This is a genomic window from Schaalia turicensis (assembly GCF_019380255.1).
GTDB lineage: Bacteria > Actinomycetota > Actinomycetes > Actinomycetales > Actinomycetaceae > Pauljensenia > Pauljensenia turicensis_A.
The window spans coordinates 35,278-55,004 of sequence record NZ_CP048928.1 but is presented as its reverse complement, the minus strand read 5'-3'; the positions used below and the strand labels follow the sequence as shown (position 1 = coordinate 55,004).

The window sequence follows — 19,727 nt, the reverse complement described above, 5'->3', positions numbered from 1 at the left end:
TACGCTGAAGGTTGTTGGAACTTTCACCGCAACATCAACAGATGCAAACCTTAACTATGCGCCCTCACTCATAGTGGCGTATTTCCGCTCAGCTACAACAGGCTTCAAGCTCCGCGCCCGTCCAGGCGTGGCCTCGTCCCCCTTAAGCCACCCTGATAGAATCACGCCGATTCCACGCGCCAGAACACGTTGGCAACGCGTCACAACGACACCAAGATCAAACGAACCGGCACGAACCATCCGCGCGTATGCGGAAAAGTATCAGCCGAACGCCACCTGAAACGGCGAAAGCGTCAACGGGTGAACAGGTCAGACGGACGCTTCGCCCAACTCTAAGTATTCCTGGGCCCACGGGTAACCCCACTCAAGAAGAGCGTAGGCAACAAGGCCAATCAGAACCAACGACTCAATCACCTTCAACCATGTCGGTCCGGGAAGATGACGAAAAATCCAAGCGTACATGTGGATCAAATGTCCTTTTCAAGCGATGTTCAAGCGGAGAAAATGGGATCAGGCTGCGGGTTCGTCCGCCAGCGCACTGGGCACGCCAGTGTCCTTAGGAGTCCATGACTTGAACTTCAGGTGAACAATGAAACGTTGCGAGTTCCCGTATTCGGGGTGGCACGTAGTCATGGTCATCCAACGTTCCGTGGGCACCTGGCTCCACGTGACATCATCAATCACGGGGGCGACGACGCGGTAGTTGTCCGGGTCATTGGCCTCAACGATTTCGCTGGTTTCCATAGTGTACGTGACGTAGTGGTTGTCGAGTTCGACAACAACGGGGTCGCCGACGGACAGGCGGTCGATCCAGCGGAAGTTATTACCGTAGGTGCGGCGGTGGCCGGCAACAGAGAAGTTGCCGATGTCGCCGGGCTGAGCGGTGTCCTCATAGTGGCCTGCGAAACCCTGGTCTAGGACGAATGTCGACGTGGTTTCCGCCAACGGAATCTTCATCCAGTTCCACTTTGGGACATGAATAAGGCCGTAGATCTGGTTCGGGTCAACGCTGGTGGTCATTGACGGCGGGTCATCCGCGCGTTCCTCACCAACGTTTGTGGTAGCGGGCGCGTGCGCGTGGGCGTATGTTTCGATCGCTTGCTGGCGAGGTCCTTCAACTTTGAAAGACGTCCAGTAGAGCTGCCAGAGTGCGAAACCAATCAAAACGATGGCGACGGTAATGAAGAGTTCACCAATCACTCCAAGAGCGACGCTGAGCGGCGAGGCCTTCTTTTGGGGGGCAATATGTGCGCCTGCCATGGAACGCCTTGTCATGTTTTAGTCCACCACCTGTGCGTATGAGTTAAATGTCTTCACGCTAGCCGCGGGAAGATGAAGGGATTTGTTCGTCTCCAGATCCCAGCCAAGGCCATACAAAGCAACGTAGGCCTTGTAATTAACAATACGGGGATTTGCGTTGACCTTCTCTGTGAGCGCGTTCGGATCACCAATGGCTTCCACCACGTATGGCGGAGAAAAAGGCTGTCCGTCAACAAGAATCACGTTGCCAATGCATCGGATCACTGTTTGTCCGGTCACGCGCACTCCTTGGACAGTCATGGCTTCCGCGCCACCATTCCAGAGCGCGTTCATCACGTCTTCAATGTCCTGCTGGTGAATGACTAGGTCGTTCGGTGTAGCACCGTCGGGAATCGCCTGCTGGGGTGCGTCCGTGAGCGTAATAGTCACACCTGGGCCGGTCACGGGCTGTGCTACCAGTGAGGTAATGGACGTATCCTCGGTCTGCGTTTGGCCGGACGAGTTGGCGTATTGAGAGACGATGTCGCGCAGTGCGTTCACCTCAAAATCAAGCGTTTCGACTTCATCCTGCGAGGCTCGTACCAGCGAAATCAGGTTGGTATCTCGCCCGAGGTTGTCGGCGTCATTCTTCGCCTGCGCTGAAACGATGAACAGCAAGCCACAAGCAGCGGTGACAATAAAAACGGATGTGGCCGCGCGTGGAGACAGTGGCGCAAACTTCCGTAGCTTGCGCAGGGCCACGTGCCAGGGGCCGTCGAAGTGCGAAATGTGGGGCTTGGGTTTCATCGACGAGGCCGCCTTCTTTTTCGAACGCGACCTCGGTTCAAAGGCGGGTGGGGTCGAGGAATCGGATTTTTGTGATGCCTCGGGTGGAGTCAAATGGGGCGAATCGTCCTGATTGTGTGCCATCAATGCCTCCTTCCCGCGTTGCACTTTGGTTTGTCGTTACTTGGAAGACTACGCTAAAGGGGTTAGCGTTCTGCGATGCCTTTCCGAGAAGTAGTCGGCAAGGGCACCAAAGTTCAATTGAGGAGAAACGTGGCTGAGAACAAAAAGCGCAAGAATACGAAGCACCAGGTTCCCGAAGATCAGGATCTCAACGCCTGGACCGCAGGTATTCCGCTGAGCCCCAGCTGGTGGGCACCGGCTTTCGTTGCCCTTCTTCTCATCGGCCTCGTGTGGCTGATGGTCTACTACATTTCTTCGGGCGTTTACCCGATTCCCGGCATCGACTGGTGGAACATGGTGATCGGCCTGGGCATCATGATGGTGGGTTTCTTGATGACACTCCGCTGGCGATGACCTGTTGATAAAGGTTTCCCGCTAGATTTCAACAATCACAAGAGTTATCCCCAGGTGTTTCCACACCTGGGGATAAATTACATCCGTGTAACTTAGACAATCACACAGATTGTGGATAACTCGCATAAACCTCGAGATTTCAATGAATTTATCCGAGAACCTCGAAAATCACTTCGTAGGTCAAGCCAATCAAGGCGATCGCAGCAACATACATACCCACAGTTATCCACAAGGCCTGACGTTCCTGCTTTTTCGCAGTAATTCCAGGCTTTGCACGCCCCTGACGCCAATAAATCCACGTCGCCAACGCGCCCGTGGCAAGGCCACCCACGTGCCCCTGCCACGACACATTCGGGACAATAAAACCGATCAGCAAGTTCACAAGTAAGAGGCCCACAACGGCCCTTGTATCCATACCCGACTGCTTCTGCAAAACGAACATCGCACCGAACAAACCGAACACAGCACCGGATGCGCCCACGGTCACCGTCCCAAGCGACGACGGTTGAATCAAGACCCACGCCAAAACAAACAGCGACGCACCAATCGCACTCAGCAGATAAACAGACAAATACCGGGTACGCCCCAACACCTGCTCAAGCTCAATACCCACCGAGTATAAAGCCAACATATTGAACGCAATATGCATGAACCCGCTGTGAAGGAACGCAGTCGTCAAGAACCGCCACACCTGGCGGTAACCCACCGCCGGGTTAAAGAACAGCCAATTCCCCACCAACGGCAACACGAAGGACAAGATGAACAACGCAACGTTGATACCAATCAGCGTGTACGTCACAACCGGCTGACCACTGGGAACACGTGGCCTGCGAACGTTCGCGCACTCCACGCACACTGAACGAACCTCGGTCCGCACCGTGCAATCAACACACATCGGACGATTGCACTTCTTGCAATAATCCACCGAACGTACACCCGGGTGACGCGGGCACTCAGGAGCCGCATACGGGTTCGAACGCTGTCCATACAAAGGCGTCGACATGCTCTATATCCTCCACACACCGCCAGAAACCAGACACACCATCCCGCTCCCGACGCTCACGAGCAACCAAAATTGCTCTTACCGTCTGAATACACCTAGGGCGGACAGACGCACGAATCCACACGGGATCCGCTCCCCCATCCGCCCCACAATGAAGAAAACGTGACCGATCAAGTGGAGGCGGCCTCGCCAATCAGCAACAATTACCCAAGCGGGAAACCACGCCGAACACGAGACACGCCAACCTCACACTCAGTCGACGATCGAAACCGACTCGATCACAACGTCATTCACTGGACGATCATTCGCGCCCGTCGCAGTCGTTGCAATCGCGTCGACAACCTTCTTCGACTCTTCGTCTTTGACCTCACCGAAAATGGTGTGGTTGCCCAGCAACCACGGGGTCGGCGCAACCGTGATGAAGAACTGCGAACCATTCGTGCCCTTGCCCATACGCTTGCCAGCATTCGCCATGGCCAGCAGGTAGGGGCTGTTGAAGTTGAGTTCCGGGTGGATCTCATCGTTGAACTGGTAGCCCGGGCCACCAGTACCGGTGCCCAGCGGGTCACCACCCTGAATCATGAAGCCCGAAATAACGCGGTGGAAAATCGTGCCGTCGTAAAGCGGACGCGACGTCTTCTGGCCGGTCATCGGGTCAACCCACTCGCGCTCGCCACGAGCCAGCGTGACAAAGTTATTCACCGTGTTCGGTGCGTGGTTCGGGAACAGTTCAATGTTGATATCACCCATAGAGGTGTGCAGTGTTGCTTCCATGTCTTCATCGTCCCAGAAAAGGCGCCAAAAGGCATGATCTGGAGCCACCCGATTTTGTCGCTAGGGGTGCAGATCACAAAACTTCGGTGCACAATGGGAAGACGCGGTACAAACCGCAGCAACTATTGGAAGGATTCGGACTATGGCCAACACACCGAACTTCGACACGGAGAAACTTCGCAACGAAGCACTCCAACTGCGCGACGCGGTCGCCGTGCACGCCGGACGGGTGGCAGTGAAAGCCACCGAACTCGCTGAACAGGGCATCGACTGGGCAGCACCTCGCGCCCAAGCAGCACTGAACGAAGCAATCGACCGCGCAACACCGGTCGTCGAAGACGTCACCGCTCGCGCCGTTGACGCAGCAGACCGCGCACGCCCCGCATTCGAAAAGGCACGCGAAGAGGTCGTCGAAGACTACATTCCGCGCATCCAGCGAGCCGTCCACGAAGGTGGCGCAGCGCTCGCCGCAGAGGGAACGCCGTTGCTTGAACGCGCACGTCACGCCAGCGAAGCATCGCAGGCAGCTCTCACCACCCCGACAAAGAAGGTCATCGTGAAGAAACACCGCTTCCTCCGCGCCATCGGATGGACCGCCCTTGCAACAACCGTCGCCGGCGCCGGCTACGTGCTCTGGAAGCGTAGCCAGCCGATCGAAGATCCCTGGGCCGAAGAATACTGGGCCGACCTGGAAACGACTGTCGACCTTCCCGCCACCGAACCTGAAAAGGTCGAAGGCGTCGAGCAGATTGACACCGCAACCGACGAGTGAGCTCTCGGCGAAGTGAGTTCACTCAGAAGTGAGCCTCCGGCGCAACAATATGACAGCGAAGTGGAATTCACGGGAAAGTGAACCCCTCGGAAGAGCGCAACTGAGCCTCACACCCCTCGCCATCACACGTTAAAGCTGGTGGTCATGCGATTGATGTCGCGTGACCACCAGTTTTGTGTTTGAGAAGCATCAGTTGTGCGTTTGTGGGTCACCAGCTTTGCTCGCGCGTTTCTCTCGTCGCGCGTCACCAACTACACCCCACGCGACACAACCACGCGCTCCAAGCCCAAACCGTCGCGTCAGGAGCAGTCCGTGCACACAAAGCACCCCAATCACCGCACCACCTACACCTCACGCGACACAACCACACATTTCAGGACAAAAGTGTCGCATCAAGCGCATCCGGGGTCACTTCGCGAAAATCAGTCATCTCCTATCAGGGTGCGAACAACCTGGCCGACACCATCTTCATTGTTGGACGGCGCAATATATCGGGCTTCCGCAACAACGTCAGCGTGAGCGTTCGCCATGGCGAACGACCAGTCGGCGTACTTGAACATGGAGATGTCGTTGTGGAAGTCGCCGAATGCTGCGGTCTGCGCGGGCGTCACACCAAGAGCGTCCTGCAGTGCGAGCACAGCATCACCCTTGTCGACGCCACGAATCTGCAGGTCAGCCCAGTTATCTCCGGAAACCGCATACTGGTGAGTGTCCGCGAAGTTCGCAAGTGTTGCTTCAGCCAGCGGGCCCACCGGGTCAAGACACATGACGGCGAGCTTCACGATGTCGTCGTCGATTTCACCGGAATCGATCATGTCGATGATCTCGTGCTGATCGGCGATTCGTTTGGTGCGGTGGTAGTAGGGCAAGACGCCGTCAACAAATAGGTCGTCCGTGCGTTCAACGTAGGCGAATTGCTTGCCACACATGACTAGGCCACCATTGATTCCGGTTGCGACGGCGTCGCGCACCATGTCGATGGCACGGTGGAGAGTTTCGTGATCGATGGGGCTGGATGAAACTTCCTTGCCGTCTTTCATGACAATCGCACCGTTTTCAGCGATGACTGTCATTCCGGGGCGTCCGGGGAACATGTCGAGCAACGTCCATGCTTGGCGTCCTGATGATGGGGCGAACACGATCCCACGCTCATCCATGATGTCGAGGAGTTCAGGGAGTCTCTCGGGGAAGTTTTTGTCGTCATCGAGCAGGGTACCGTCCATGTCGACAGCGACAAGACGCAGGTCGCAGTCGGTAGCGAGGGATGACAGGTCGGTGGGTTCAAGCAGTGTCATGCTTCGATTGTCCCCGATTGTTGGGGACGTATCCGACACGAAAGCTGTTCCTGGTCTCATTTCATGCGTGAGATTGTCGACGTTTATGCGATTGTGTTCGAATTCTTGTGCTCTGACTGTGCGTGAGACTACGTCTTGCTAGCGTCGTTGGTATGAAATATGTTCGTCCTTTTGCTTCGACCTCTTCTGATTCGCGTGCCATCGCGCAGGTTGTGGTGCGTCGTTTTGCGGCAACGACGAATCTGCTGGTTGCTGGTCGCTCGTTTGCGATTCTGACGTCCGCGAGCGCGTCCTCGCCATGGTGGTGCGAGGTGTACGAGGCACTGGGGTCGTTGCTCTCGGGGTTTGGCGCGCATGTCAGGTTTGTGAATTCGGTTGACGAGGCCACCGCTGACGCGGTGGTTGTACGTCCCGAAGAGGCTGCCGAACAGTCGTTAGGGCACATTAGTGTGGTGGTGGGCGTGAATGAGGCGCCCGTTGTGCGTGTGAATCCGTCGCAGGTTGGCATGTATGTGAATGTGGATGAGGAGCCTGATGTTCGCCAGATTCCTCCTCACGTTCAGGTTCTTGATTCGGACGGGAAGCTTCTTCGGGATCCCTATGATCCTAAGAATGATGCGAGTTATGCGCAGCGTCGTCTGGCGTGGGCGCGATCATTCATGCCGGTGACGCGGGCGACGGTCAGTGATCTTGTAGCAACGGGCGCTCTTAAGGGTCGTCATGTCGGGCTCGCGTTGGTATTGGAGCCGAAGACGGCGGTGCTCGCTCTCCTGCTGAAGGAAGCGGGCGCGATGGTCAGCGTGTTTGGGCACGCAGATGAAACTCGGGACGATGTGGCGGATCAGCTTCGCGCGGCAGGGCTTGCCGTCTTTGCGGAGTCGAGCGCGACACCGGAGCGTGAAGAAGAGCTTGCTCGCCAGTTTCTGACTAGTGGGATCGAGTTCCTGCTCGATGATGGATCGCATCTGATCCGCATGGCGCATGACGAGACGCGCGCTCCTGATGCTCTGACTACCTTGAAGGGTGCCGCGGAAGAGACGACGTCGGGGATTCGTCCGCTTCGGGGCTTTCCGTTACGCATCCCGGTGATGGCATCGAATGATGCGCGCTCGAAGACTCTTTTCGATAACGCGTATGCGACGGGCCAGTCCTGTTTGCTGACTTCTCTGGACCTCGTTGATCCGCAGTTACAGGGGGTTCCGCTCTGGAATCAGCGTTTCGTGGTTGTGGGCTACGGCGATGTTGGCATGGGCGGTGCTCGCTTTGCCCGCGCGTGTGGCGCTCTGGTGACGGTGGTGGAGCTCGATCCGGTGCGCGAACTGCGTGCTCGCATGGATGGGTTCCAGACAGCCTCGCTTCTCGATGCCTGCGCGAACGCCGATTGGGTGATGAGCGCAACCGGCGAACATGACACGATCACCCTCGAAGCCCTCACTGCAATGCCCGACGCGTGCGTGGTGACGGTATCCGGTGGCGTAACCGACGAAGTTGTCCTTTCAGAGGCTCTCAAAGCCGGTTGGACTTGGGAAGATAGCGATGATCGCGCAGTCGGTCTGCTCTACGTTCCCGCGACGGCTACAGATCCTGCTCTCCCAGGTAGTGCGCAGGGGAACGAGGCCACCCACCGCCACATCACGATCCTCGACAAGGGCGGGTGCATTAACTGCACAGCCGGCGAAGGCAACGCTATCGAAATCATGGATATGAGCTTCGCCGTCCAGGTGTCTTCACTGCGCGAACTGCTCACGCATGAGAACCCCACACACGATCCGTTATCACCGGGCGTGCACTCCCTGCCCGAGGATGCAGATAATCTGGTCGCACGGCGCGCGCTCGACCTGCAGTGGACGACCGAACCCGAGCCAATTTCTTTCGCGAAGGAAACTCATGTCTAACGTTCAAGTCTGGTCTGCCGGACTGGTTATCCCGATTACCGCTCCGTCCGTCATGGATGGTGCTGTCGCAGTGAAAGATGGTCGCATCGAGCACGTTGGGGCGCGCGACTGGGTTCTGGAAACGCTGGCCGAGCGCGGACTGTCATATTCGGAGCGCCACTTTGATGGGGTTTTGCTTCCCGGCCTCGTGAATGCGCACACGCACCTGCAGTACACGGGAATGGCCGAAGTTGGTGTCAAGCAATACAGAGGGATGCCCGACTGGATCAGCGGGTTCAACGCCGTCTACGACGCAGGCGGTTTGGATTGGGGTAAGGATGCGTCGACCGGCGCGCACATGCTCCTCGAAGCGGGCACGACCAGCGCCGCCGACGTAGTGACCGATCCCGAAGCCGCGTCCGCACTTCACAACGCTGGCTTACACGGCGTCGCCTACTGGGAGGTCATGGACTGGACGAACGACGACTGGAAAGAGCGCGGGCCCGCAACCGTCGAGAAGGCTCTCGACGCAATGCCCACCCCTCCTGCCGTCGGCATTTCGCCACACGCCCCCTACTCACTCGAAGCTGACCCGCTACTCGATCTGCCCGACTTGGCGCGCAGGCGCGGAGTTCGACTGCACATTCACCTCGGTGAATCACACTCGGAAGCCGAATGGGCTGAAGGCCGCACGGGCGAACTCTCAGACCTCTGGCGCACCGGTGACTCGTCGTCGTTCACGGCGATGCGCGCTCGCGGTGGCGGTTTCTCAGCGACGCAGTTCGTTGACCAGCTGGGAGTTCTCGGCCCCGACTGCCACGTTGCGCACGGCGTGTACATGACGGCAGATGATCGTCGCCGTCTGCGTTCTCGTTCGACTGCCGTGGCGCTTTGCCCGCGTTCGAACCGTGTCATTGGTTTGGATGCGCCACCCGTGGCCGCCTACCTCAATGAGGGCAATATGATTGCTGTCGGCACCGACTCGCTGTCATCGTCGCCCTCGCTGGACGTAATGGAAGATGTTGCCGTCCTGTTCGATATCGCACGCAACCAGGGGTATCGCGCGTCCGACCTGGCACGTAGGTTACTCAACGCCGCAACACTAGGGGGTGCGTGGGCCATGGGACTCGCGACGGGACCGGATCGCGTCGGTCAGCTTCAAGCGGGCGCGGTGGCAGACCTGTGCGTCATCGATGTCCCTGTTTCCGACATCACGGGTTCAATCGAAGACGTTGTTCGCTACGGCGCGGGTCGTCAAGTTGAAACAGTGATCGCAGGTCAGGTCAGGTTCTCGCGCGACGGAAGCCTCCGATGACCGATCAGCTAGACGTTTCCACCGAGGCGATCGGCCTCGTGAATTCTCTTTGCCTTGAGCCACACCCCGAGGGTGGCTGGTTCCGCAGAACATGGACAGCGCCCGCGGTCGTGGAAACGGAGGGTGGGCGACGAGCGACCGCGTCCGCGATCCTGTTCCTGCTCGACCAGGACATGGAAGCCCGCTGGCACGTCGTCCGCTCCGATGAGTTGTGGCTCTGGCATGGGCCGGGCGCGCTCGAAATCCAGTTCGGCGGAACCGGGGACGCGCCATGCAACCAACCCGAAACCATCATCTTGGGTGCACCCCAGGTTTCGACAGGGAACGAGGCCGGAACCCAGTCCGCATCGCCTTCACCTGATCAGGCCGGAACACCGCAGGTGCCCACCGACGCGGCGAACCCTGTTCAGGTCCTGGTGAAAGCAGGAACATGGCAGCGAACGTTCGCACGCGATAGCGTCGCATTGGCAACGTGTGTTGTCTCACCCGAATTCACCTACGAAGACTGGAGACTCGCAGAAAACGTGTGATTTTCTTGTCACAAACGTCCGTGAAGCAAGATTGCAGACGAATCTGTACATGGTCGCCCCGTAGGCTGAAGAGGTCGCGGAAAACTGCGACTGAGTTTCCCATCAGGCTAACTGGAGGCATTTGATGCGCCGTTCTGTCCGTTCATTCTCCGCTCTCGCGCTGGCAACGTCTGCTGCACTGTTCCTGAGCGCATGCTCGGGTTCTGCTGACACCTCGTCGGAATCTGCCACATCGGTCGCCACTCAGTCTGGTGCGCTTGAAACCGTCACCCCCGGCAAGCTGACCATCGCCACCGGCGAACCAGCCTACTCCCCGTGGGTTATCGATAACGCTCCCGAATCCGGTGAAGGCTTCGAAGCGGCCGTCGCATACGCTGTCGCCGAAGAACTCGGCTACAGCAAGGAAAACGTCCAGTGGACCCGCGCAACCTTCGATTCGTCGATCGCTCCGGGCGCAAAGGACTGGGACATTAACCTTCAGCAGTTCTCCATCACGGACGAGCGTAAGCAGGCCGTTGATTTCTCCAGCCCGTACTACACGACCTCTCAGGCTGTTGTTGCCATTGAAGGCTCCGCTGCTGCCTCCGCTCAGAGCATCGCAAAACTGAAGGATGTTCAGTTCGGCGTTCAGGCCGGCACCACCTCGCAGCAGTTCATCACGAACACGCTTGGCGATCAGCTGTCCAAGCAGGCTTCGATCTACAACAACTCCGACGACACTCTTGCTGCCCTGCAGAACGGCCAGGTTGACGCGATCGTCGTCGACCTTCCGACCGCGTTCTACATGACCAGCGCTCAGATCGATAATGGCGTCATTGTCGGCCAGTTCGAGGCCACCTCCGATGGCGACGACTATGGCATTGTTCTGCCGAAGGGATCGAAGCTGACCGCAGCCGTCACCGCAGCCGTTGATTCCCTGCGTGACAAGGGCACCCTTTCTGAACTCCAGTCCAAGTGGCTCTCTAACACTGTCGCGGTCCCGCTGATCAAGTGACGTTTCGTCAACCGCAGTTTGACTGCCGGCTCGGACGATAGCCGGCACTGATAACGAAGGACAATACGTGTCCCCAGCAGTAAACACTGATGCTACCGACGTGATGGCCGGGCTCCCCGTTTCTGACGTGGAGCTCGGCCGTCGCGCGTATCGGCGTAAGCGTGCAACACAATCGATTCTGATCTCCATGGCCTCGACACTGGTCTTCGCACTGGTCATGTGGTTCGTTATCACCCGCTCTCCCGGGTGGGAACGCACGCAGGAAACCTTCTTCTCAGGCGAGCACTTCATCAAAGCGCTCCCGCAGGTTGCCAAAGGCTTGTGGCTGAACATCCGGATTCTGCTGGTGTCCGTCATCGGCGTTGCCTTCTTCGCAACGTTGCTGGCTGCGGCACGCACTTTGGGTGGCCCGATCTTCTTCCCCATCCGATTCTTAGCGGCTGCGTACACGGATATTTTCCGCGGTGTCCCGTTCCTGGTGGTTCTTTACCTGATTGGCTTTGGTATTCCGGCACTCAACCCGACAACGCGCATCCCAGTCGCGTTCTTAGGCACGGTCGCGCTGATCCTCACCTACACGTCATATGTTGCCGAGGTCCTGCGCGCAGGTCTGGAATCGGTTCACCCGTCCCAGCGTTACGCTGCGCGTTCGCTTGGCTTGACGCACGGCCAGACTTTGCGCCACATCATCGTCCCGCAGGCAATCCGTAAGGTCACGCCGGCATTGATGAATGACTTCATTTCAATGCAGAAAGACGTCGGCCTGATCTCGGTCCTCGGCGCTGTCGACGCGATCCGCGGAGCGCAGATCTACCAGGCAATGACGTACAACTTCACCTCGTACGTCGTTGCTGGCCTACTGTTTATCGTCATGTCATTCCCCTTCATCCGCTTGTCTGACTGGTACACGGCACGCCTGCGCCAGCGCGAACAAATGGAAGGCACCGTCTGATGAGCACCCCCACAGCCCACGTTTTTTTGAACACCGCAAGCACGCCCGTCCTTGAAGCCAAGCGCGTCGTCAAACGATTCGGCGACAACGTCGTGCTTCGCGGGCTGAACCTTGCAGTCAATTCACACGAAGTCGTCGTCTTGCTCGGCGCATCCGGATCCGGTAAGTCCACACTTCTGCGCTGCGCCAACCTGCTTGAGCGCGTTGACGACGGCCAGATTTTCCTTGCTGGCGAAGACATCACTGATCCGTCAGTGAACGTCGACAAGGTTCGGTCACGTATCGGTGTTGTCTTCCAGCACTACAACTTGTTCCCCCACATGTCCGTTCTTGCCAACGTCACTCTGGCGGCACGCAAGGTCCACGGATGGGATCGCGAAAAGGCTGACCAGCGTGGCATGGAACTTCTCAGCCGAATTGGTTTGGAAAGCAAGGCGAAGGAATTCCCCGATCGTCTGTCCGGTGGCCAACAACAGCGCGTCGCTATCGTCCGCGCGCTTGCCACCAACCCCGAACTACTTCTGCTGGACGAGATCACATCCGCACTTGACCCCGTCTTGGTCGGCGAAGTTCTGGACCTCGTCCGCGAAATCAAAGCGCAAGGATCAACGATTCTCATGGCCACGCACGAAATTGGCTTCGCGCGCAACGTTGCAGACCGCGTTGTCTTCCTTGAGCACGGTCGCATCGTCGAGCAGGGAACACCCTCGCAGGTGATCGACAATCCTCAGGAAGACGCGACTCGAGACTTCCTGTCACGAATCCTGCACTAACGCTGTCAGGTACGTGCAGGAATAAAACATGGATGTGGGGCTCCGCGCCAAGGCGCGGAGCCCCACATCCATGTTCAGGACATGTGTTGGGCGAGAGCCCATAACCCCCGCTAGATAATGGACGAATCGGTGACGAACGCGGGTCCGTTATACCCGGACTTGCCAAGCACATTCAGCATCGCGCTCATCAATTCGGTGTGGGACAGGAAGCCCTGTGAGTAGTCCGCGTGCACGATCTCAATTGCCGCCATGCCGTGAACGTCATGTACCGGCTGAGTGGAAAAACGAGACAGCAACAGCATTTCAGCTTCAGCCAAATCGGTCGGGGAACCGAAAAACCAGGTACGCGCTTCCTTCCTACCTTCGATCTCGCCGATATACATGTGGGTCATAATCACACGATTGCCGGCCTCGACAATGTTCTTCCCCATGCGGGTAAAGAGCGAGATCTTTGCGCCCGAATCGAAGGAGGATTCAATCAACGAGTACGCAAAGGCACCGAAACCACGAACAATCAGAGCGTCTGCCAAGTCACCGAGGACCTCGTCAGGGAAAGGCTGTTCGGTGAAGTAGATGCCCTCACCAGCGCGCTCGCGCCCAGTGTTGATATCTCCCTTGCCGAGAATCTCCATATCGTAGCCAGCATCATCCAACGCATCTCGGACTGCTTCAATCTTGGTTTCCGGATAGGGATGAAGTACTGCCGAGTTGGCTGAGTTTCGCTCGATAAAAACGTAGGTCGAGAATCCGTAGGCGAAGCCTTCCATGTCGCACATCCTCAAGGTCGTTGTGTCACCCGCATTGTTGTGCGAGAAACTACCGTTGTTTATCTCATTCGATGTCATTGAATGAAACGCCCCCGAATTGCTTCAGGTGTTGCGTGGCGCTTACATCAAATCTGTTGAGATTGAATGTACTCGAAACAATGGTTTTTGTTTAGAGGTCAAACCCCTGCTTGTGGATAACTCTCAGAATGTCTGAAACCTGTGCACCGCCGATACCAACTTTGGTACGTACGAGAGTAGAAAATGACTCGACGCGCTTGGACGTATCACGCAGGTCGTAGTACTCGGTGATCCTCTGGTCGTATTCAGCCAAAGCTTCTTCATACGAGTCCAAGCACGGATACGTGTTATCGGCGACCGTGACCGACAGGGGCAGGCGAGGCTTGTACTGAGGCGACTGGTCGGGGTGGCCAATGAGCAAGCCGAGGACAGGGAAGGTTAGCTTCGGCAGGTTAAGGGCCTCGATAACCAGTTCCGGATTCGCGTGAATTGAGCCGAGGTAGCACGTTCCCAAGCCCATCGATTCAGCAGCGACAACAACGTTTTGCGCGCTGAGCAGAGCATCGTGAAGGGCGGTGAGAAACAAGTTGACCGTGTGAAGTGGGGTGTCTTCGATCCCCGCTTCTTCGCGAATTCGCGCATTGCGGTACTGATCAGCGACAAAAACCAGAAGCTCGCCTTTCGTGCCACCAACATATGGCTGTCCGGAAGCCTGATGGAGCTTCTCACGAACCTCAGGATCCGTGATCCGCAGGATGGTGCACTGCTGAAGGAATGAAGAAGAGGCAGTCTGACGTGCAACCTCAAACAGTGTTGTCAGTTCTTCTTCGGTAAGCGCCCTGTCAGTGAAAGCTCGGATTGTCCGGTGCCCAAGCTGAGTGGCAATCGTGTCGTTTTCGATGGGTGCTGATGGGCGGGTATTCAGATCAACCATGTCCTTCTCCATGTTCTTCGAGGCTCTTGCAAAGCATCTACGCTTTCGACGATGATCGGGTGATACACGCACGATGCAGGTCAAATCTATTCCGATACTTTCCGCCTGATTTTACTGGTCTTTCCTTAATCTTTAGGTCTTGGCAATGATGAATGAAAGGTCACGTTTTAAATGGGACTCAAACGTGACCTCTGCGGATTTTCAAGAATAATGCACCCGTATGATTGAAAGATGATGAAGAAAACCTCTATTTCTCTGTGCACAATTGCTCTCGCAACCGCTCTTCTTGCAGGTTGCTCGTCAGCTTCAACCGAGACCGCCGATTCTTCGGGTTCCGCTGCAACGTCTCAGTCCGCTTCCGCGTCGACCCAGATGCTGACCATCGAAAAGGATCCCGCAACCATTTCCGGTGCGCTGGTGACTCTTCCGATCAAGCGCGTCCTGATTCTCAAGGTTGATCAGGTAGCTGCCGCACACTGGACCGGCACCGTTGAAGACGCGTCGATCGCAGAGTTTGTTGCCGGCACCGATTCCGATGCCCCGATGATCAAGCCTCTGGCTGAAGGCGACACGACCGCAACACTGACCTCCCCCGAGGGTGAAACCATCACCTTCGACCTGTCGGTTACTCCGGGCGCTCGCTGAGTCGATCACCTGAACTCAATACGACTGTCCTCGGGGGCGGGTTGCTACGGCAACCCGCCCCCGAGTTTCATATGGATGCACCCACCACACCGAGCTCCACGGGGCTCATCAGCCAGAAGACACCTGCACAACTCGTCGCAACGGCAACGAATACAGTCTTAGCTGAAACGACGCGGGGCCGGGGTGCAACGCCCCCGGCCCCGTCCTCGTGAATACAGAAACTAGCGGATAGCCTCCATGATTCGCACACCATCGAGAAGTGGCATGTACGGTAGCGGATCAACCTCAGCCTCAAGGACAAAACTTGTCAACTGATCACGCACAACGGCGCGTAGAGCATCTGCATCCCACGGCTTGGAAATGTAGTGGTCCAAGCCTGCTTCGTTCAGTGCACGGATCGTGTCATCTTGATCAGCCTGACCGGTAACCAAGACCGTGCGAGCCAGCTCGAAGCGATAGTCCTTCGTCAGCTCAATGAGGAAGTCAACGCCGGAACGACCGGGCAGCCGATGGTCCGACAAGACCAACGCCAACTGATCGTCGTCCGCCTCGATATCTTCCACCGCAGCCCACGCATCGTCCGCATCTTCGGCGACCTCAAGCCTGATCTTCGACCAGAATTCTTCAAGGTCACGCTCGATCGCGTCGCGCACGTCTGCTTCGTCTTCGAGAACCAGAATTGCCAGTGTCATCGTTCTACCTCCATTGGTGTGGACGCTTCGTGGGTTGAATGGTCGGCGGGGGAATCTGCGCCGGTCTGAGAAGAATGGGTACCAGTGACACTCTCAGTAGCAGAATCACCAATCATCGGGAATCGGGCTGTCATCACCGTGCGCCCTGGGCGAGATTCAACGGTGAGCTCGCCACCGTGGTCGGCAATGATCGACCGAACAATGGACATTCCCATGCCTAAGCCGAATCGAACCATGCCCGCCTTCGTGGTGAAGTGTGGTTCAAAAATCTTATCCACCAGTTCCGGCGAAATGCCAGGCCCGTTATCGCCGATGACGACGCAGACGTGACCATCCTCAACCCGGGTGGTGATGTCGATCTGCGCGGGGGCTTCACCGCGGGCAGGCGCACATTCTTCACCTTTCGCTCGCCGATCTTTGATAGCGTCGCGCTCATCGTCAATCGCTTCGGCAGCGTTGACCAGAATGTTGGTCCACACCTGCTGAAGCCTCGAGGGAATCCCCATGATCGGTGGAACATCTTCCTCGTCGCGGGTAACGACGATGTCACGCATCCTGTATCCGGTCAACCGAATAACGTCATCGACTCCTTCACGCACATCGATGGGGTGCAGTTCTACCGCGTCGGGACGCGCGTACCCCTTGAGCGACTTCGTCAGATCGATGACGCGGTCAGAGGCTGCGCGAATAGAACGGAGCGATGAACCGATCCTTGAACCGGATTCGACGACATTAAGCGCCTCGTCTCCCCCGCGCGCCAAAGCTTTGGCCGTCGCAGCCTCCGTCACGCCGGCAAGCATGAGGCGACGCGCCAAGCGCCGGTCTCCGCCCGCCGAAGACAAGAGCGACTTCACAATTTCGCGTTCCGTGGCCGTTGAGCGAGGAGGAGCTTCCAACGCAGAGCGCATGGACGTGCGCGCTGGCTCAAGCGATGGCGACGTAGACAAAACACGGTCGATGTCTTCATTTAAGTGTTCTGCCGCGCGCGCCAGCGCAGTGATCGGATTATTCAGTTCGTGCGCTATGCCTGCCGACAGTTCGCCGAGCATCGCGAACCTCGCCTTATTGACCAATTCCGCCCTGGTGCTTCGAAGGTCTTCAAGTGTGCGCGCCAATTCCTGCTTCTGCCTCTCAAGGTCGGCGGCAAGCATCGCGTTTTCCAAGTGGAGGTCTTCGGCGCGCATCAGTCTGCGAGTCAGCGACTGAATCGCAAGCGCGGCCAGAGGGGTCGCGAGAGACGGTTCTTCAAGCAACGCAATCGACAGCTGTTCGTGGGTCAGCCGGACAACTCGGGCCGTCGACGTTGCAGTCGCCGTGAAGAATGCGTTTTCTCGTCGAGCAAGGGAGACGAGACCAATGAGAGGGCCGGATGATGCAAGGTGCGCAAGGACTTCCCCGCCATTGGAATCACGGTGCAGTGAAACATCGCCGTCGAGCACAAGGTGGACAGCGCCAACCGGCTGGCCCTGAACGGCAAGTTCCGTTCCTGGTTCAATAACGAGGCGCGGTCTGGGACCCAGAACCTTTTCAACGCCAATAAGAAGCTCGCGAACAACATCATGCTCGCTGTGATCAAGGCCTGTCAGCAACGGACCGCGTACGGCGTTCGCTGGTGGATCACCGAGAAGAAGATGGATCTCGTCATCAGTTCGACCGTCTGCTTCAAGGTGGCCCACCATCGTCGAATATGACTGGCCCAGAAGAAGCGGAACAGTCCAGGGAACCGAAATCACGGACGCCAAACGGTCGGACGTGGTCGCTCGTGCCAAGTCGGTGTGCTCGTCCTGATCCGTCACCACCAGCCAGCGGGTGGGCTCCAGAATTGGACGACCGTCCATTTGATCCAGCAGATCATCGATCTGAGTGACTTCGGACGTCACCAGACCTAAGACCACGTGGTCAGCCGGGCCCAGGGAGGCATCGTAAATATTCAGGTCAGCGCCAGAATCGATGCGATCCAGACAAAGATTCGGGAATGCGATCCCCATATCCGTTGTCAGTTGGCGAGCAAGACCCCTCGAGTCATCACCGATGACAAGGATGTGGACGTGCGCATCCTGCTTGTGCCCTCTTTCGCGGACATTCGAGCGCTCCCACGGATCTTGCTTGTTCAGCACACAATTATGCAGACCTCGCGGGGCCTCGCCCCCGGGCGGAACTGAATCAGAACCCACGGTGACCATCTCAGATCACTCCGAGTGCGCCCCACGTTAGCGGTGCAACGAAAGAGAGCAGGACGACGCCCAAGACACCAACAACGATGCCAACGATCGCCATTTCGCGAGTCGGCGTTGTCCCCGTCGAGTAGGCGATCGCGTTCGGCGGAGTCGAAATCGGAAGGCACATACCCAACGAGCAACCGAGTGCCAAGACGATAGCGATTTCGGTAGCCGGCGTTGAAATCGTCGTAGCCAAGCCCATACCCATCGGAATCAAGAGGTTTGCCGACGCAGAGTGCGAAATAACGTTCGAGGTCACCCAACCAACCAGGGCAAGCACCAAGAGGAGCATGATCGTCGGGATCGATCCCCACTGGATAGAGCCAAGCATCCACTTATCCAAGCCCGTGTTACCAACGCCGGACCCAAGAGCGATACCACCTGCGACCAGCCACAACACAGGCCAGTCGAGGGCTCGAAGGTCGTCACCGCTCATAACCTTAAAGACCATCAGTGCAACGACAGGGAAGAAACCAACGATATTCGCCGACACACCGTGGAGCGATTCAGTCATCCAGAGCAGGATCGTCAGAAGCGAAACGACATAGAAGATCTTCGCGTTTCGCGACATATCGAACGTGGCCGTCATATCAATGTCGAACTGCGCATCCTTGGGAATGTAGCGCCACGAAATAAACAACCACGAGACCGCCAAAACAATCAGCATCAACGGAACAGCGGCGATCATCCAGTCAAGGAACGTCACGGAAATACCCGCAGTCTGCAGTGCGCCCAGGGCGATTGCATTCGGGGGCGTACCGACCGGCGTTCCCATACCGCCCACGTTGGCGGCGACGGGGATCGACAGTGCAATGCCTGTTCTTGCCTTACCTTCGGGCAACGCCATGATGACCGGCATCATGACCGCGAACATCGTGGCGGTCGTTGCCGTATTCGACATGAACATACTCATCAGAGCGGTAATGAGCATGACGCCCATGACCGTCAAGCGTGGTTTGCCCAGGAATGGCTTCAACAGGACAGCTGAAAGCGCGCGGTCCACTTTATATTTCGCCGCGCCATCGGCCACCATGAAACCACCCAAGAACAGGATGATCACAGGGTTGGCGAGCGCTCCGAAGAAGACGGTGTATTTGGGTGCTTCTTCACCGACGGGAATAATCGCATGGTCGGACACGAAAAGAACTTCGAGAAAAATCACCAGCGTCGCAGTCGCTGCCAGCGGAATCGCTTCGGTCACCCAGAGGAGGATCGCGGCAAGAAAGATGCCGAACATACGCGAGCCTTCGACTTCCAGCCCGGGAAGACGCACGAATAGGAAGGTGATGATAGCGATTGCTGCGCTAATCTGTCCGAAGAGTTTCAGCGGGCTAATCCCGTTTTCTTTCTTCGGTTTTTGGCGCGTAGTCATGTTCTGGGCAGAACGCGGATTCACTTCCACATGTGAGTGGCGCGAATGATGAAGGTGATGAGAGCGACTCATGGGATGAAGACCTCGTTGTCTTTGAAAATGCCGACCGTCATGCCGATTTTATGTTGCCCGTCACAGAAAATCTGCTGGTCGAACAACAACGCTGAAATTGTTAACAAATAACCGATATCCGCGGGCGTGCTTAGCCCACTGCGCACAAATGCCCCGTTCAAGGC

At 57.2% G+C, this 19,727-nt stretch carries 21 protein-coding genes; 10 read left to right on the top strand and 11 right to left on the bottom strand.

Annotated features, from left to right (window positions below; genetic code table 11):
* Window positions 1–309: 309 nt before the first annotated feature.
* Genes G5S47_RS00260 through G5S47_RS00250 form a run of 3 tightly spaced genes read right to left on the bottom strand, consistent with a single transcriptional unit; the run spans window position 310 to window position 2,169 of the window.
* Window positions 310–462, bottom strand: coding sequence for a hypothetical protein (locus G5S47_RS00260; RefSeq protein WP_006680642.1), 153 nt, complete (start codon window positions 460–462; stop codon window positions 310–312).
* Between the two features lie 48 nt (window positions 463–510).
* Complete coding sequence (locus G5S47_RS00255; RefSeq protein ID WP_444518276.1) at window positions 511–1,275, bottom strand: class E sortase; 765 nt, start codon at window positions 1,273–1,275, stop codon at window positions 511–513.
* Between the two features lie 3 nt (window positions 1,276–1,278).
* On the bottom strand, window positions 1,279–2,169 hold the full coding sequence (locus G5S47_RS00250) for a DUF881 domain-containing protein (protein ID WP_219585574.1): 891 nt from the start codon (window positions 2,167–2,169) through the stop codon (window positions 1,279–1,281).
* Window positions 2,170–2,298: 129 nt separating this feature from the next.
* Between G5S47_RS00250 and G5S47_RS00245 the strand changes: the two genes are divergently transcribed.
* Window positions 2,299–2,562, top strand: a complete 264-nt coding sequence (locus tag G5S47_RS00245) for a cell division protein CrgA (protein ID WP_103632848.1) — start codon at window positions 2,299–2,301, stop codon at window positions 2,560–2,562.
* A gap of 148 nt (window positions 2,563–2,710) precedes the next feature.
* Here G5S47_RS00245 and G5S47_RS00240 read toward each other — a convergent pair whose 3' ends face one another.
* Window positions 2,711–3,565: a rhomboid family intramembrane serine protease gene (locus tag G5S47_RS00240; RefSeq protein ID WP_103632849.1), complete on the bottom strand. Its 855-nt coding sequence runs from the start codon at window positions 3,563–3,565 to the stop codon at window positions 2,711–2,713.
* Window positions 3,566–3,817: 252 nt separating this feature from the next.
* Window positions 3,818–4,339, bottom strand: a complete 522-nt coding sequence (locus G5S47_RS00235) for a peptidylprolyl isomerase (RefSeq protein WP_006680637.1) — start codon at window positions 4,337–4,339, stop codon at window positions 3,818–3,820.
* Window positions 4,340–4,481: 142 nt separating this feature from the next.
* Between G5S47_RS00235 and G5S47_RS00230 the strand changes: the two genes are divergently transcribed.
* Entirely contained in the window at window positions 4,482–5,111 is a 630-nt protein-coding gene (locus tag G5S47_RS00230) for a hypothetical protein (RefSeq protein ID WP_219585573.1), read from the top strand.
* Window positions 5,112–5,533: 422 nt separating this feature from the next.
* On the opposite strand, the gene G5S47_RS00225 is transcribed toward G5S47_RS00230, so the two are convergent.
* Entirely contained in the window at window positions 5,534–6,406 is an 873-nt protein-coding gene (locus G5S47_RS00225; RefSeq protein WP_179370097.1) for a Cof-type HAD-IIB family hydrolase, read from the bottom strand.
* 152 nt (window positions 6,407–6,558) lie between these two features.
* Between G5S47_RS00225 and G5S47_RS00220 the strand changes: the two genes are divergently transcribed.
* From G5S47_RS00220 to G5S47_RS00195, 6 genes are all read left to right on the top strand, one after another.
* Window positions 6,559–8,301, top strand: coding sequence for an adenosylhomocysteinase (locus G5S47_RS00220; protein ID WP_219585572.1), 1,743 nt, complete (start codon window positions 6,559–6,561; stop codon window positions 8,299–8,301).
* Entirely contained in the window at window positions 8,294–9,595 is a 1,302-nt protein-coding gene (locus G5S47_RS00215; RefSeq protein ID WP_006680633.1) for an amidohydrolase family protein, read from the top strand. The genes G5S47_RS00220 and G5S47_RS00215 overlap by 8 nt, the downstream gene beginning before the upstream one ends.
* The gene (locus G5S47_RS00210) at window positions 9,592–10,125 is read left to right on the top strand and encodes a cupin domain-containing protein (protein ID WP_103632852.1); all 534 of its coding nucleotides are present in this window, start codon (window positions 9,592–9,594) and stop codon (window positions 10,123–10,125) included. Before G5S47_RS00215 ends, G5S47_RS00210 begins: the two co-directional genes overlap by 4 nt.
* 124 nt (window positions 10,126–10,249) lie before the next feature.
* On the top strand, window positions 10,250–11,119 hold the full coding sequence (locus G5S47_RS00205; RefSeq protein WP_219585571.1) for an ABC transporter substrate-binding protein: 870 nt from the start codon (window positions 10,250–10,252) through the stop codon (window positions 11,117–11,119).
* Between the two features lie 103 nt (window positions 11,120–11,222).
* A complete protein-coding gene (locus tag G5S47_RS00200; protein WP_219585844.1) occupies window positions 11,223–12,071 on the top strand; it encodes an amino acid ABC transporter permease in 849 nt (282 codons plus the stop codon).
* Window positions 12,071–12,844, top strand: coding sequence for an amino acid ABC transporter ATP-binding protein (locus G5S47_RS00195; protein ID WP_257878462.1), 774 nt, complete (start codon window positions 12,071–12,073; stop codon window positions 12,842–12,844). Before G5S47_RS00200 ends, G5S47_RS00195 begins: the two co-directional genes overlap by 1 nt.
* A 110-nt stretch (window positions 12,845–12,954) precedes the next feature.
* On the opposite strand, the gene G5S47_RS00190 is transcribed toward G5S47_RS00195, so the two are convergent.
* Together G5S47_RS00190 and G5S47_RS00185 are read right to left on the bottom strand one after the other, a co-directional pair.
* Complete coding sequence (locus tag G5S47_RS00190) at window positions 12,955–13,611, bottom strand: hypothetical protein (protein WP_006680628.1); 657 nt, start codon at window positions 13,609–13,611, stop codon at window positions 12,955–12,957.
* 169 nt (window positions 13,612–13,780) lie between these two features.
* Complete coding sequence (locus G5S47_RS00185; protein ID WP_257878461.1) at window positions 13,781–14,563, bottom strand: NADPH-dependent oxidoreductase; 783 nt, start codon at window positions 14,561–14,563, stop codon at window positions 13,781–13,783.
* A gap of 231 nt (window positions 14,564–14,794) precedes the next feature.
* On the opposite strand from G5S47_RS00185, the gene G5S47_RS00180 reads away from it, so the two are divergent.
* Entirely contained in the window at window positions 14,795–15,208 is a 414-nt protein-coding gene (locus tag G5S47_RS00180; RefSeq protein ID WP_006680626.1) for a hypothetical protein, read from the top strand.
* A gap of 221 nt (window positions 15,209–15,429) precedes the next feature.
* On the opposite strand, the gene G5S47_RS00175 is transcribed toward G5S47_RS00180, so the two are convergent.
* From G5S47_RS00175 to G5S47_RS00165, 3 genes are read right to left on the bottom strand one after another with little or no spacing between them, the layout of a single operon-like run.
* The gene (locus G5S47_RS00175) at window positions 15,430–15,900 is read right to left on the bottom strand and encodes a response regulator (RefSeq protein WP_006680625.1); all 471 of its coding nucleotides are present in this window, start codon (window positions 15,898–15,900) and stop codon (window positions 15,430–15,432) included.
* On the bottom strand, window positions 15,897–18,083 hold the full coding sequence (locus G5S47_RS00170; RefSeq protein WP_219585570.1) for a sensor histidine kinase: 2,187 nt from the start codon (window positions 18,081–18,083) through the stop codon (window positions 15,897–15,899). The genes G5S47_RS00175 and G5S47_RS00170 overlap by 4 nt, the downstream gene beginning before the upstream one ends.
* A gap of 1 nt (window position 18,084) precedes the next feature.
* The gene (locus G5S47_RS00165) at window positions 18,085–19,491 is read right to left on the bottom strand and encodes an SLC13 family permease (RefSeq protein ID WP_179370314.1); all 1,407 of its coding nucleotides are present in this window, start codon (window positions 19,489–19,491) and stop codon (window positions 18,085–18,087) included.
* A 32-nt stretch (window positions 19,492–19,523) separates the two neighbouring features.
* Here G5S47_RS00165 and G5S47_RS08440 point away from each other — a divergent pair, with 32 nt between their 5' ends.
* Window positions 19,524–19,658 carry a hypothetical protein gene (locus tag G5S47_RS08440; RefSeq protein WP_257878460.1) on the top strand — a complete coding sequence of 45 codons (135 nt, stop codon included), beginning with the start codon at window positions 19,524–19,526 and terminating at the stop codon, window positions 19,656–19,658.
* The last annotated feature ends 69 nt before the right edge of the window (window positions 19,659–19,727 follow it).